The sequence below is a fragment of the Ralstonia sp. UNC404CL21Col genome, from assembly GCF_000620465.1.
Lineage (GTDB): Bacteria > Pseudomonadota > Gammaproteobacteria > Burkholderiales > Burkholderiaceae > Ralstonia > Ralstonia flatus.
In genome coordinates this window covers 1,002,534-1,016,477 of sequence record NZ_JIBE01000004.1, presented here as the reverse complement: position 1 = coordinate 1,016,477, position 13,944 = coordinate 1,002,534, and the positions used below count along the sequence as shown (strand labels likewise).

Genomic DNA, 13,944 nt, shown 5'->3' with positions numbered 1-13,944 from the left:
CTGCGCAAAAGTTGTGCCCCCGGGCCGACTACGATGCCGTCGAAACCGACATCGCAAGGGTACGCAGCGTACGCACGAGGTCGTACGGCGATACGGGCTTGATGAGGTGTTCCTGAAACCCGGTGGCCAGCGCCCGGGCGCGATCATGCGGCTGTGCAAAGGCGGTCAGCGCGATGGCCACCATCGGCGCTGCCCCCGCGGGCAGATGCTCGTGTTCCCACGCGCGGATTCTCTGCAGGATCGCGTAGCCGTCTTCATCGGGCAGCGCGATGTCGCACACCACCGCCTGCGGACGCCCTGCCTCGCCGCGTGCAGCCCAGACATCGAGCAGCGCCATCGTCTCGTGGCCGGAACCCACGCTGCCGACTTCCGCGCCAACCTGCGTGAGCAGCGTGGCGAGCGCGTCGCGGGCGTCTTGCTGATCGTCGACCAGCAGCACACGCAGGCCCGCCAGTGACGGCAACGGCCCCGTGCGCTCGGGGTCTTCGGCCAGCGGCGTAATGAGATCCGCGCCGGCATGCAGCGGCAGGTACACGGTAAATGTCGCGCCATGCTGGTCGCCTTCGCTGCGCGCATACACGCGGCCGCCGTGCAGTTCGGTCAGCCGCTTCACCAACGCCAGCCCCAGCCCAAGCCCGCCTGTGCGCCGCGTGTGCGCACCATCGGCCTGCCGGAACGGATCAAACAGATACGGCAAGAAGGCCGGTGCAATCCCGCGGCCGTTATCGCGCACAACAATGCGCGCGACCTCGCCCAGTAGATCGGCCGACAGCCAGACGTCGCCGCCTTCCTGCGTGAACTTGATGGCGTTGGTCAGGAGGTTCCATACGATCTGCTCAACACGATCGGCATCGCCGTCGATCTCGTGTTCGTTCACATCAATGGTGGTGTGCAGCGTGATGCGGCGATCGGCGGCCAGCGCGTGCACGCTGTTGAGCGCGCCCTCCAGGGCGGTGCGCAGCACGAAGGGTTCGCGCGTCAGGCGCAGCTTGCCGCTCATCACGCGCGTGGCGTCCAGCAGGTCTTCGATCAGACGCACCTGCTGCTCGACGCCGGTCTTGATGCCCGCCAGCGCGCGCTGCATGAGCGGCGCGCCGCCGGCCACCTGGCTTTCCAAGACGTACGCCCAATTCTGAATCCCGTTGAGCGGCGATCGCAGTTCATGCGACACCACCGCCAGAAACTGATCGCGGGCTAGCGCTGCGGCTTCAGCCTGGGCACGCGCGGCCTGTTCGCGTAGCAACAGCGCGTCGCGCTCGCGCTCGGCCTCGGTACGCTCGGTCACGTCATAGACGATCAGCAGCGCCGATTCCGTCACGCCGCTCCGATCGGCTTCCGGAATGACACGCGCGTTGTAGTGCGCAATGCGCGGACGCCCGGCCTGCACTTCCAAATGCAGCGCGAGCGTCTGCTCCTCGCCCGCCGCGAAGGCGCGGCGCGCCGCATCCTCCAGCGGATGCGCGACGTCAGCCGAGAGCGGCGAGGCCGCCAGCGTCTTGCCGATCATCACGGCAGGCGTCACGCCAAACGCTTCGGTGACGGCGCGATTGACATATACGCAGCGCAGTTCGCGATCGAGCCGCGCGATCACGTCGGGTGCGTTCTCGACGAGCGTCACAAATTCGCGCTGATGGCGAAAGCGCTCGTGCTCGGCGTCCTTGCGCTCGGTAATGTCTTCCACCACGCAGACGAGCGCCTGCACGCGGCCGTCCGGACCACGCTGCGGCGAATACGCGGCATGCACGAAACGACGGCCCACACTGGCCGGATACGGCAACTCCATTTCGAATTCGACGCGCTGCCCTGAGAAGGCATCGTTCAGGTGCGACAGGACGCGGGCATAAGCCGCCTCGCCCATCAGCTCGCGCAGATGGCGCCCCAGCACGTCTTCAGACCCGAAGCCAAAGCGCTGTGCGTAAGCCCGGTTGGCAAAGCGCACGCGGTGCTCGGGGTCGATCTGCACGAGCGGAAACGGCACGCTTTCGGTCAGCCATTGCAATTGGAATTCCGACTCGGCGAGCGCGGCCAGGGTCTGCTGGCCCTGCGTGACGTCTTCAACCAGGCCGACGGCGTGGGCAGGGACACCGTCGAGAGGGGGCATGAGGTAGCCGCGTTCGCGGACGCGGTATTCGCGCACCTCGCCGTGATCGGAGCCAAGCAAGCGGTATTCGATCGCAAAGGCCTGCCCCTGCGCCAGGGCGTCCCAGGCGGCACGCAGCGCGACATGGTCGTCCGGATGCACATGGGCAAGCCAGCGGTCGCGCACACCGCACAAGGCGTCGGCCCGCACGCCCCACGTCTGCGCACCGGCGCTCACGTGCAAACGTGTTCCCGTCAACGGATCGTCTACCCAGAACACATCAACCTGCTTCGTGGCGGCCAGTGCAGTACGCGTCTCGCGCGCTGCGCGCACGGGTGCCGACCAGCCCGTTACGGATTCACTCATTGCGCCCTTCGTTAGCAGTTTTCATTCCTGAGGGCGCCGTCGAAAAAAAATGCGGTGCCGTAGCACCGCATCATAGGGCGTTCAGCGACGTTACTGCGTGGGCAATTCGGACGCCGTCTGCGAGGCACCATTGGCCTGCGCCACGAGCACGCGAATCGCGTTTGGCGTGACGGCACCCACGCCCCCCGCCGGCAGCGTCGTGATCAGCCAGTCGGCGTTGTTGCCCAGGCTGAACGGCTGCGAGGTGAAGATGATGTTCTTCGTACCCGCCGTCGCGACCCGCACCTGGTACGTGCCGCCATCGACGTAGATCGAATCCTGCGTGCTGGCCGGCGATGCGGCCCCATAGGCGGCCCCGCTCATGGTCGGTGCGACGGCGGAAAGATCGACGTTCGGCGCGGTCACGTAGACGTCGACGTTGGGCGCGTTGTACGAAGCGTTGAAGGCACGCACGCGCGCCTTGTCCGACAGGATCGACTTGTTGTACGGATCATCGATCAGCGCGAGGCTCGTGGCCGAACCGTTGGCGCCCACGATGGCCAGCGCCGTATAGCGGTGGCCGTTGGCCGGCGTGAATCCCGTTGAAGCCAGCGGCGTACTGCTGCCCGTGTTCGACACCGTGCCCGTGCTGGCTGTCGCGTCGATGCCGAAGTAGTTGCTGACGTTCTTGAACGCGACATTGGAGATCTTCGTGGTGCCGTTCACCCCGAAATCGACGTTGCCGATGAACGGGTTCGCATGCACCGTGCGGTACTGCGGCGCACTGGTGCCGATGATCTGGCCGATGTCGTCGTCACCGCCACCGCACCCTGCCAATACACCCAACGAACCCAGCGCCAACACGGCGACGATCTTCCTGATCTGTATCTTCATCTTGCACCTCGGAGGGAGAGTCTTTTCATGAATCGGGCCGCAACCATCGCACGCCCATGGTCGTTGTTGTCGACTTGCGGAGCTGAAGATAAACGCGCACATTCCGCGCGCCTATCGAACCGGTTCCGATCGTTTTGTCGGAGGCGTCCGACACACGAAGCGACGTTCCCGCATTGAGCATGGCGCGTGCCCAATGCGCCTGAAGACTTCCTCGAATCGGCACGCACGGCCGCCTGCGAGTACGGATCGCTATACTTGCGCGATCTATTTTTTCTTTGTGCGCCACACCCGCTTCGCATGCTCGAACCGCGCCCCGCCGACGCCGCGCCTCGTCCCGATAACGCCGCTTCCCAGGCCGCTCTGCAGGCATTCGCCCAAGAGCGCGAGCGCGTGCAGGCGTGGCTTGCGGCGCGGGCTTCGGGCGCGCGCGCGGTGAGTGCCTCCACGCTGTCGCAGTACCGCGTGGAAGCCGAGCGCGTGTGCTGGTATGCGCGCACAGTCGGTAAGCCGATCGCAAGCTGGCAGCGCGACGACGCATCGACCTATCTGCGCTTTTTGCAAGAACCGCCTGCATGGGCGGTCAGCGCGCGCGGCACCGAACGTGACGATGCCAACTGGACGCCGCTGCGTGGTCCGCTCTCGGCACGTTCCGCGCGGCAAAGCAGCATCATCGCGGCGAACCTCTGCGGCTGGCTGCTGCGCACGGGCTATCTGCGCGCGAACCCGTTTCTCGATGACGACGCGATCGTCATTACCGCGCCAGCGCCACATGCGCCCGCGCACAGACCGCTCGCAACGTCCGACGTGGACACCGCACTGGGCGCGTCGGATATGGCATTGGTGATCGACGCCGTGCGGGCGCGGGTGGCCCTTGGCCGGGAAGCGCGCTTGCGCCAGGCGCGCGATCACTTTCTCGCCGTGCTGCTCGCCCAGGCGGGGATGCGTGTGTCGGAACTGGTGAGCGCGCGAATGGGCGACGTGGCGCTGCACGCCGTGCCGGCCTCGCACGCAACAGCCGGCGCACAGCTGCCGGCATCGGTCTGGCTTCTGGCGGTCGGTACGGGCCGCGCGCAGCGCTGGCTGCCATGCGATGCGCTGATGTCTGCGCTGCGTGAGTACCGCACGGCCTTCGGCCTGTCGCCACTGCCGCTGCCGGACGAGGCCACGCCGCTGCTGCTGTCGGTGCGCAAGCGTTCGCCGCGACGCGCCGACGGCACCATCATCGACTCGCCCGCCCTGCGCCGCGACTTCGGCGAACGCAAGGGCATCGCCTCACGTTCGCAACTGCTGCTCATCGTCAAGGCCATGCTGGGCGAAGCCGCTGAATACGCCCGCGCCATCGGCCACGCCGACGCGGCTGGGCGCCTCGAGAATGCCTCGTTGCGCAGCGTGCGCGGTGCGCATTTGCGCGAGCGGCTTGCCACCGGTGAGCCGGCAGCCAACATTGCGCACGCGCTCGGCCTTGCGGCGCTGCCGAGCGTCGCCGTGCGTGCGCGCGAAGCCGATCTGGCCGCCAGCATTGCCGACGCCGCCCGCAAACTGGCCGTGCCGTCCACCTGACATTCCTCCACACATCGCGCAGAAACGGGTACGCCCAGCTTGCGTGGGTGCCGTATCGACGCATTGTCGACACCAATTGTCGGCGCGATTTGCGCGACAGTTGTCGCTTACCTCGCCCGCAGAATTGGGTACGCTTTGCCGTTGAATCGTCGACGGCAGCACGCAGAAACGGGTACGCTCGCCTGCGCAATCGCACGCAGAAATGGGTACGCTTCGGCGCAAACGCCCAAAGAAAAACGCGGACCTGAAAGTCCGCGTTCGTTGTGGCTCGCTTGAAGGGCCGGCGCTCAGTGCCCGCCGGACAGATAGAAGAAGCGGAACAGGAACACCGCCGAGATGATCCACACGATGACCGGCACCTCGCGCATGCGGCCCGTGAACAGCTTCAGGCCCGCGTAGGTGATGAAGCCGAACGCGACGCCATTGGCGATCGAATACGTGAACGGCATCATCAGCGCCGTCAGCACGGCCGGCACGGCTTCGGTGGTGTCTTCCCAGTTCAGGTCGACCAGCTCGCGCAACATCAGGCACGACACATACAGCAGCGCGGGCGCCGTCGCATAGGCCGGTACCACGCCCGCCAGCGGCGAGAAGAACAGACACAGCAGGAAGAGCGCGGCCACCGTCAGCGCAGTCAGCCCCGTTCGGCCGCCCGCCTGCACACCCGAAGCGCTCTCGATATAGGCGGTGGTCGACGACGTGCCCAGCAGCGAGCCCGCCATGATGGCCGTGCTGTCCGCCAGCAGCGCCTTGTTCAAGCGATCCATCTTGCCTTGCTTGAGCAGGCCCGCGCGGTTGGCCACGCCCATCAGCGTGCCGGTCGCGTCAAACAGCTCCACCAGGAAGAACACGAGCACGACGTTCAGGATGCCCACCGACAGCGCACCCATGATGTCGAGCTGCATCAGCGTGGGGGCAAGCGACGGCGGCATCGACACCACACCGTGGAACGTATTGCCCGCAAAGAAGAAGCTCGCGGCCGTCACGGCCAGAATGCCGATCAGGATGGCGCCCTTCACGCGCAGGTGGTCCAGCGCCACGATCACAAAGAAGCCGATCACCGCCAGGATGACCGAGGGCTGATGCACATCGCCCAGCGTCACGAGCGTCGCCGGATTCCCGACGATCAGCCCCGCCCCCCGCAGCGACACGATGCCCAGGAACAGCCCGATGCCGGCCGTGATCGCCACGCGAATCGAATGCGGGATGCCGTTGACGATCATCTCGCGAATGCGAAACACGCTCACCAGCAGGAACAGGCAGCCGGAAATGAACACCGCGCCCAGTGCCGCCTGCCACGTAAAGCCCATGCCCTTGACCACCGCGTACGCAAAGTAGGCGTTCAAGCCCATGCCCGGCGCCATCGCGATGGGGTAGTTCGCGTACATCCCCATGATGATGGTGCCGATCGCCGCGGCAATGCAGGTGGCGACAAACACTGCGTCGTGCGGCATGCCGGCGTCGGCCAGGATGTTCGGGTTGACGAAGATGATGTACGCCATCGTGAGGAACGTTGTCAGCCCCGCGAGCACTTCCGTGCGGACGTTGGTCTGGTGTTCCTCGAGCTTGAAGGTGCGCGCAATCCAGGTCATTCAGGTTGTCTCCTCTTGTTGTGAAGTGTCATCGCTGGCTGGCGCTGTCCTGCGCTCCGCTCCCCCGACGCACGCCCGCCATGGGGCGAGGCTACTCTTAGCAAGATTCCGGCGCCCGCAGGCGGCACGGTCGAAATACGGTTCATGCGAATCGAATGATGGAAAACGCGCCAGCCAAGTGCCAGGCCGGCGCGCGGGATGCGCATCATGCCCGAAACCCCATGGGCGTGCACGCCCCGGGTAGCGCGCCGCCTAGGCCACGGGAGGTCAACGCCCAGCGAGCAACCGTACCCGTTTCTGCGAAAGCCCGAAACGACGCGGCCTGCGCAGCGATTGGCGTACCCATTTCTGCGCCTGCCCTCGCAGAAACGGGTACACATTTCCCAATATCCGCGAGTACAGGATGACAAAGCGACGGCGTACCCGTTTCTGCGGATCCGTGGAGAGTTGGTCCGTACCCGTTTCTGCGCTCGATTGCGTTCCGCCCGTGGCCCAACGCGAACCCGTTTCTGCGCAAAGGCCCGGATTTGGGTGTACCTGTTTCTGCGAACACCTACGCAGAAACAGGTACGCTACTTTTGCAGGCTGCCACGCCAAGCCCTTGGCTGATAAGGCTTTTTACCCGCAGAAACAGGTACGGTGGCCTGCGGCCACGCGTCCGGGGGCTCGGCGAACCACGTCCTGTCGCCCAGGTTTCAGCGATGAAAGTTCTGATTCTTCCCGCGGACTTAAAGCCCGGAGCACCTGGAGCAACGCACCCATGCGCAAACCGCCCAAAGGATCGGCGCAGAAACGGGTACGCATGAAGACTGGGGTGACACTTTCGAAGCGTGTGCTTGCTTTCAAGCAAAGTACTGGAATCAAAAGGAGCATGGAAATGGCAGATGCTCTTTCGCACGCAGATTCGGGTACGCACGCGCACGCTGCAACTGCGCTCGCGTACGCAGAAACGGGTTCGCTTTAGTGGCGATCAAGCTCCCTGGGCTTCAAAAATCGACGAATCGAGCGCAGAAACGGGTACGCAACCGCAAAAACGCATCGAATTGCGCCGGCGTGCGTCGGTTTTCTGTGGATAACACTGTGGACAACATGATGTTGTCCCCGCAGATTCCGGTACGCCCAATGCGCAGAAGCGGGTACGGTTTCGCGCAGAAGCGGGTACGCCATCGCGCAGAATCTGGTTCGCACCTTCGCAGAATCTGGTTCGGTTTACCCCTCTGAACCCAGCACTGACAAGGGTTTGCGGGCCGCGTATACGGTTTACCTGTAGTAAACGTAGAAGGTATATATGGCTTGTAGTGAGGAAAGGTCTTCCGTGGACAACCTTGACGGTTGCCCACCGATGCCCTTCCCGCGACAACGAGCAAAATTCGGAAAACGTACCCAATTCTGCGTGACAAGCCGAAGGCGTTTTAGTACAAAGGCTCTGAACAAATCTTGCCCACCATGGTCACCAAACGCCTCACACCCAATGGGAAACCGGACGACGATTCGCCCGGCCGCATCATCGTCCCCTCGGGAGGGCAAGTCATTGCCGCGCCGGAGAAATTTCAGCGTCTGTTCGACGAGGCGCAGGCAATGGAACGCGAAGACGCCTGGCAAAGCGGCGAGGTCGGGTTTCTTAGCCGCGCGAGCGTGCAGGTCACCCTCCCCTACCGCGCGCCCAAAGGTGCGCCGCCCGTCTGGACGCGTTCCAGCGGCAACATCTCGCTGATGATCCAGCCAGGCTACTTCACGCAGCAGCGTTCGGAGCGGGCCAGCAATGGGCGGCAGCGCATCGTTTCTGAAACCGTTTCCTTCGGCTATCCCTATGGCTCGTATCCGCGCCTGATGCTGGCATGGATCGGCAAGGAGATCATGGCCAAGAAAAAGCGCGGCGAGTTCCAGGGTACGGTGGAAGATCGACGCATTTCGCTGGGTAACTCGTTGTCCGAGTTCATGTACAACTTGGGCATCCCGATGGCCACCGGCGGCAAGCGGGGCACCATGACGTTGGTGCGCCAGCAGATGATTCGTCTGTTCTCGGCCACGATTGCCATCGTGCAGAACAAGTCGGCACCGAGCAGCCAGAATCAGAACCAGGAACCGCTATCGATCGATCGCATCGGTTACCTGCTGGCTGATCAACTGTCGACCTGGTGGGATCCGATGCAGCCGGGTCAAGGTTCGATGTTCGAGAGCTTTGTGGTGCTGTCCGAGCCGTTCTTCAACGAGTTGGTGAATCGGCCCGTGCCGGTGGATATGCGGGCATTGAAGGCGCTCAAGCAGTCGCCGTTTGCGCTGGATGTGTATTCGTGGCTCACCTACCGCTTCTTTACGATCCAGAAGCGTACAGAGATCCCTTGGGAAGCACTGCAGATGCAGTTTGGTACCGAGACCGAAAGCGAGCGGAAATTCCGTGCACTGTTCCGCAAGGCGCTGAAGGATGTGCTGGTTGTCTATCCGGACGCCAAGGTGGATGCCGACTCTTCCAAGGCGCTGATTCTGCAGCCTTCGCGTACCAGCGTGCGGAAATTGGCCTGAAGCCCAGCGGGTGTGACAGGCAAAAAGAAAGGGGAGCAGAAGCTCCCCTTTTTTCATCTCAGGCGATCAGCCTGAAACTTATTCCGGCTTGATCGCCGAGGCTTGCAGACCCTTCGGGCCTTGCTTCACCTCGAAGGTGACCTTCTGGCCGTCCTTCAGGGTCTTGAAGCCCGAACCCTGAATTTCGGAGAAGTGCGCGAACAGATCTGCGCCGCCGCCGTCCGGAGTGATGAAGCCGAAGCCTTTGGTTTCGTTAAACCATTTGACAGTACCCGTGGCCATGCAAAAATTCCTTTAAAAAACAAAAAACACGTCGTCCAGCCGATCCGGACATCGCACGAAGAACCGGCTGATTCCGAATCTTGCGTAGACAAAGTCTTCAGACGACTGTCTAAGCATCATAACGAGTTTGGGGCAGAGTGTCGATGGGCGGCATTTTTCCGAAATGTCGCTTTTATGCATCTCACTGGTAAACACCTAGGAAGCCTGTAAATGCAGTGTTGAATGCATGTAGTTATGCGCCAAAGGCCGCATTTACATCTCAATTTAAGTGGATTGAAAACCGCCTGCCCGGCGCTTCTTGTGCGCGTCCTTTTCGATGAAATTTGTATGAATTGAATTTTATCGATCTTGTGTTTTCATGCCGTCTTCCCTAAGATGAGCGCTGCTGACTTTCAGCGCTGAAAGTGGAGGGCCAGTGAGCGCCAAGATCGTAACGGTATTCAATCAGAAGGGCGGCTGCGGCAAGACCACGGTCAGCATGCATATCGCAGGCACCCTCGGTTTGCGCGGTAATAAAACGCTGCTCGTCGACATGGACGAGCAAGGAACCGCCACACGGTGGGCCGCCCAGGCTCCGGAAGAGAAGCCCTTCCCGGCTTCGGTCATCGGTCTGGCGCCTTCTGGAGGCGCCATGCATCGCGAGGTCCGCAAATTTGTGGCGGACTACGATTACATCGTTGTGGATTGCCCCCCGGCGGTTCACTCGCCGTCGTCGTCCAGCGCGTTGTTGATCTCAGACATTGCGCTCATCCCTGTTGTGCCTTCCCCGCCTGACCTCTGGGCGGCCGTGGCCGCCAAAGCCCTGGCTCAGCAGGCTCAGGTCACCAATGAGACGCTGCGTATTCGTGTCCTGGCGAACATGGTCCAGCGGCGTGTCTCGCTCGCCAAGCAAGCAATTGAAATTCTTGGTGATGATGGTGATATTCCTTTGATGGATTCCATGATCGGTTCCCGCTCGGCATTTCGCGAGTGCCAAGCGATCGGTGCCACGGTGCACGGTGTGTCCGGCGCTCGGGAGGCGATTAATGAAGTCGATATCTTGATCGACGAGGTGTTGCAGTTGTTGCAGGAGGAACGTGTATGAGCGCGAAGTTGAAATCGCTCAAGGACGGCATGCTGGCTGGCATTGCCGCCGAAAAGACCAAGGCGGCACCGGTGGATCGGTTTGCGTTGGCAGAAAAAGCCATTACATCCCACCCGCGCGGCCTGTTGGGGCAACCGGCGCCCGCTCCTGCTTTCAGCGCTGAAAGTCCGGCCGCTTCGAACGCTTCCGAACGCCGCGTCATCAAGATTCCGCTTGAGCGATTGCAAGAGAATCCGCTCAACGCTCGCCGCATCTACGATCCGCAGATCGTTCAGGAGCGCGCTGCCTCCATCGCCACGCACGGTCAGCAGACGCCGGGGTTGGCGGCTCCAGACCCAGCGCGCCCGGGCTGGTATGTCCTGATCGACGGACACTACCGTAAGCGCGCCTTGGCTGCCGCCGGCAAGGCCGAGATGGACTGCTTCATCGAAGATGGCCTGTCCGACATCGATTTCTACCGTCTCTCCTTCGTCCTCAACGAGCAGCGCTCCGGCCAGTCCGTACTGGACAACGCGATCGCCTGGCGCCAGCTACTGGACGAAGGAAAAGTTAAAAAAGAAGAAGATATTTGTGAAATTACCGGTGTATCTGCGGGCACGGTCAACAAGACCCTCGCCTTGCTGAAGCTGCCGGAGTCCGTGCTCGAAGTGATGAAGGAGCGGCCGGCCGGAATCGGCATCGCCACCGGTTATGAGTTGACCCTGTACTTCAAGAGCGCCGGCGAAGACCGCACGCGGGAGTTGGTACACCGTGTCTTGGAAGAAGGGCTGTCGAGCCGCGATGTGGAGCAGATCCGCAAGGTGGCTCAGGAAGGACGCACTCGCAAGGTGAAGGAAGTCAGCCGCCAGTACAAGATCCGTAGCGCTGAAGGTGATCTACTCGGCACAATCAAGGAATGGGACTCCGGCCGCGTCATGCTCGATGTCAAGCTGGGCGATCGTGGTGCACGCGAATCGCTGGTTGAAGCGCTGAAAAGCCGCTTTGGCCTGGACGTCGCTCTACTGTAGTTCTCCCGCAGACATGCTGAAGAGCGCCCGCAAGGGCGCTTTTTTTTTGCGCCTTTTCCTTGCGCTGGAGGGCCACAGCGCCCGGGGCGTACCCGTTTCTGCGTTCTCTGTGCGGCGCCTCGCTCATAACGCCACCAGCTGCCTCCCGCCTCGCCAAATCGTTGCAAAAAAGGTCTGTTTGGTGGGCTGCAGGGGCCGTTTCCATTGCAGAACGGTACTACAAATAGAATGTAGCTATATTCAAATAATGACGTGTTTATCAAGTGCCTTGATGTTTTTAACCCTTCATGTACACTATAAATACACCTGATTAACCCCATGGCGCGACCCGGACTCCATTTCTCTGCAGAGCAGCAGCAGCGGATCGTTGAAGCGATCCAGCGGCTGGATATTGCGTTCCCGCATGACAACGCGGTGTTCCTGGACGAGGTCATCGAAGCCGTTCAAGCGGTGACGCGCCGCGTTTATGGCGTTCGACGATATGTGCAGTGGTTGGCGGAGGCGGGCGTACGCCGACGTCCGAGCAATACGACGCTGCAGAAAGCCGTGGATCGGGCGCACGGCCGCAACCCGGCCGCAAATAACGTCGCGGCGGCAGATGCGGTGGAGCCGTGGCCGATTCCATTGCACGCAGAAACGGGTACGCTTTCTGCGCGCGACGAGCGTAATCGCATCGCCTCACGCGCCATTGGCGCCCCCGGTGCAGGCGCCGAATGGATGGAAGCGCGCATTCGCGCCGAGGTCGCGGAGCGCGCGCTCGAACACGAAGCCGCCCGCAATCGGCAGCTGCAGGCGGCCATGGCCGACTTGGAGCGGCGTCTTGGCGAGGCGCTCGCGACGGCGCCGGCCGTGCCGCCCAAGTTGACGGATGCAACGCTCGAGCGCCTTGAACAGACCATGGAAACCGTCACCCGCCTCGAGGGCGCGGCCAGCGCACTGGCGGGTACGGAGCGCTTTCTGCGCCTGCAGAACGATGCGGTGCGCCAGCAGACGCAAAACGAAGCCGATCAACTGCGCCAGCGCATCCGCACGCTCGAGGCGGAGGTCGCGCAGCTGAACGCCCAGATCGATGCTTACCGACGGACGGCAGAGCGCGCAGCGCCGGTCTCGCGCGGCTGGGTCAAACCATCTTCCTGATGTTCTGATGCGCGGTTAGCGGGCGCTTACTGGTCTGCACAGGGTCAATATCCCAAAGACAGGCACGCAGAATTGGGTACGCTTTTCAACTTTCGGCGCTGAAAGTTCGTGTGACGGAGTTGCAACCCGTTGTAGGAAAGGCGTCGAGCCAGAGGCAGTAAGCCTCCTCGCTCCGCCCCAAAACACGCGCAAGCCAAAGCTTCAACGCGTTGGCGGGCACTGGCATATGACTTGCTCATGACGCTACGTCCCACCAATGGAGTTGTCATGAACGAGAAGATCACCAAGGCCGTGTTTCCCGTGGCGGGGCTCGGTACGCGCTTTCTCCCCGCCACCAAGGCCAGCCCGAAAGAGATGCTGCCCATCGTCGATAAACCGCTGATCCAATATGCGGTGGAAGAGGCGGCCGCTGCGGGTATCACGGAAATGATCTTCATCACGGGCCGCGCCAAGCGGGCGATCGAAGATCATTTCGACAAGGCGTACGAACTCGAAACCGAACTGGCGGCCAAGAACAAGCAGGCGCTGCTGGAGATGGTGCAGTCCATCAAGCCGGCCGGCGTCGAGTGTTTCTATGTGCGCCAGCCCGAGACGCTGGGCCTCGGCCACGCGGTGCTGTGCGCGCAGAAACTGGTACGCGACGAACCCTTCGCCGTGATCCTGGCGGATGACCTGCTGGACAACCAGCCGCCTGTCATGCAGCAGATGACGGAGCTTTACGATCACTACCGGTGCTCCATCGTGGGCGTCGAAACGATTGCGCCGGAAGCCTCGCGTTCGTATGGCGTGGTGGCGGGCCGTGAATGGGATGACCGCCTCGTCAAGCTCGACGGCATCGTCGAGAAGCCGGCACCGAAGGACGCACCGTCGAACCTGGGCGTGGTCGGCCGCTACATCCTGACGCCGCGCATCTTCGACCATCTGCGCAATTTGAAGCCGGGCGCCGGCGGCGAACTGCAATTGACCGACGCCATCCAGAGCCTGCTGGCTGAAGAGCAGATCCTGGCTTATCGCTATCGTGGTCAGCGTTTCGATTGCGGCAGCAAGTTCGGTTACCTGCAGGCCACCGTCGAGTTTGCCCTGCGCCATCCGGAAGTGCGTGCTGACTTCGAGGCGTACTTGCATGACCGCCTGGGCATGGCCCAAACACATCAGGATGTTTCTGCCGAGATGGATTCGTTGGTCCGCGACACCATTCCGCTGAGCGTGGCCGCCTGAGCCTAGCCTCTCTCTTTCTCAGAATCGGTCGTGCGGGTTTCCGCACAGGTTGCCCCGGTCGATTCTGAGAAACTGCACACTCCTCCCGTCGTTCCCTGTTCCGTCGATTTCCCGCAAAGCCCTGTGCCATGGGCATTTGCGGCGCATCGGCGCGTCTGCTTTTCGCATGGAATGCTTCTTGAGTAAGAGCGATCACCCATAAACCGGCGGACCGCTCGGACG

Annotated in this window: 10 protein-coding genes; 6 read left to right on the top strand and 4 right to left on the bottom strand. The window is 62.4% G+C overall.

Translation table 11 applies throughout. From position 1 onward, the window contains the following. Positions 1 to 28 precede the first annotated feature (28 nt). Positions 29 to 2,446 (bottom strand): hybrid sensor histidine kinase/response regulator, encoded by a 2,418-nt coding sequence (locus N511_RS0112590; RefSeq protein ID WP_027679624.1) that lies wholly within the window; start codon positions 2,444 to 2,446, stop codon positions 29 to 31. A gap of 90 nt (positions 2,447 to 2,536) precedes the next feature. Beyond that, entirely contained in the window at positions 2,537 to 3,319 is a 783-nt protein-coding gene (locus N511_RS0112585; RefSeq protein ID WP_027679623.1) for a DUF4397 domain-containing protein, read from the bottom strand. 297 nt (positions 3,320 to 3,616) lie between these two features. Between N511_RS0112585 and N511_RS0112580 the strand changes: the two genes are divergently transcribed. Beyond that, positions 3,617 to 4,879, top strand: coding sequence for an integrase (locus tag N511_RS0112580; RefSeq protein WP_027679622.1), 1,263 nt, complete (start codon positions 3,617 to 3,619; stop codon positions 4,877 to 4,879). A 287-nt stretch (positions 4,880 to 5,166) separates the two neighbouring features. On the opposite strand, the gene N511_RS0112575 is transcribed toward N511_RS0112580, so the two are convergent. Next, entirely contained in the window at positions 5,167 to 6,471 is a 1,305-nt protein-coding gene (locus N511_RS0112575) for an NCS2 family permease (protein ID WP_027679621.1), read from the bottom strand. 1,446 nt (positions 6,472 to 7,917) lie between these two features. Here N511_RS0112575 and N511_RS0112570 point away from each other — a divergent pair. After that, positions 7,918 to 8,994, top strand: coding sequence for a replication protein RepA (locus N511_RS0112570; RefSeq protein ID WP_009240208.1), 1,077 nt, complete (start codon positions 7,918 to 7,920; stop codon positions 8,992 to 8,994). Between the two features lie 78 nt (positions 8,995 to 9,072). On the opposite strand, the gene N511_RS0112565 is transcribed toward N511_RS0112570, so the two are convergent. Then, entirely contained in the window at positions 9,073 to 9,276 is a 204-nt protein-coding gene (locus tag N511_RS0112565) for a cold-shock protein (RefSeq protein WP_004632415.1), read from the bottom strand. 415 nt (positions 9,277 to 9,691) lie between these two features. Here N511_RS0112565 and N511_RS0112560 point away from each other — a divergent pair, with 415 nt between their 5' ends. The 4 genes from N511_RS0112560 to galU all read left to right on the top strand — a co-directional run bounded on the left by N511_RS0112560 (position 9,692) and on the right by galU (position 13,722). Continuing rightward, complete coding sequence (locus N511_RS0112560; RefSeq protein WP_027679620.1) at positions 9,692 to 10,360, top strand: ParA family protein; 669 nt, start codon at positions 9,692 to 9,694, stop codon at positions 10,358 to 10,360. Beyond that, on the top strand, positions 10,357 to 11,367 hold the full coding sequence (locus N511_RS0112555; RefSeq protein WP_027679619.1) for a ParB/RepB/Spo0J family partition protein: 1,011 nt from the start codon (positions 10,357 to 10,359) through the stop codon (positions 11,365 to 11,367). Before N511_RS0112560 ends, N511_RS0112555 begins: the two co-directional genes overlap by 4 nt. Positions 11,368 to 11,685: 318 nt before the next feature. Further along, positions 11,686 to 12,504, top strand: coding sequence for a hypothetical protein (locus tag N511_RS0112550; protein WP_027679618.1), 819 nt, complete (start codon positions 11,686 to 11,688; stop codon positions 12,502 to 12,504). A gap of 267 nt (positions 12,505 to 12,771) precedes the next feature. Then, positions 12,772 to 13,722, top strand: coding sequence for a UTP--glucose-1-phosphate uridylyltransferase GalU (galU, locus tag N511_RS24185; protein ID WP_051530918.1), 951 nt, complete (start codon positions 12,772 to 12,774; stop codon positions 13,720 to 13,722). Positions 13,723 to 13,944 lie beyond the last annotated feature (222 nt).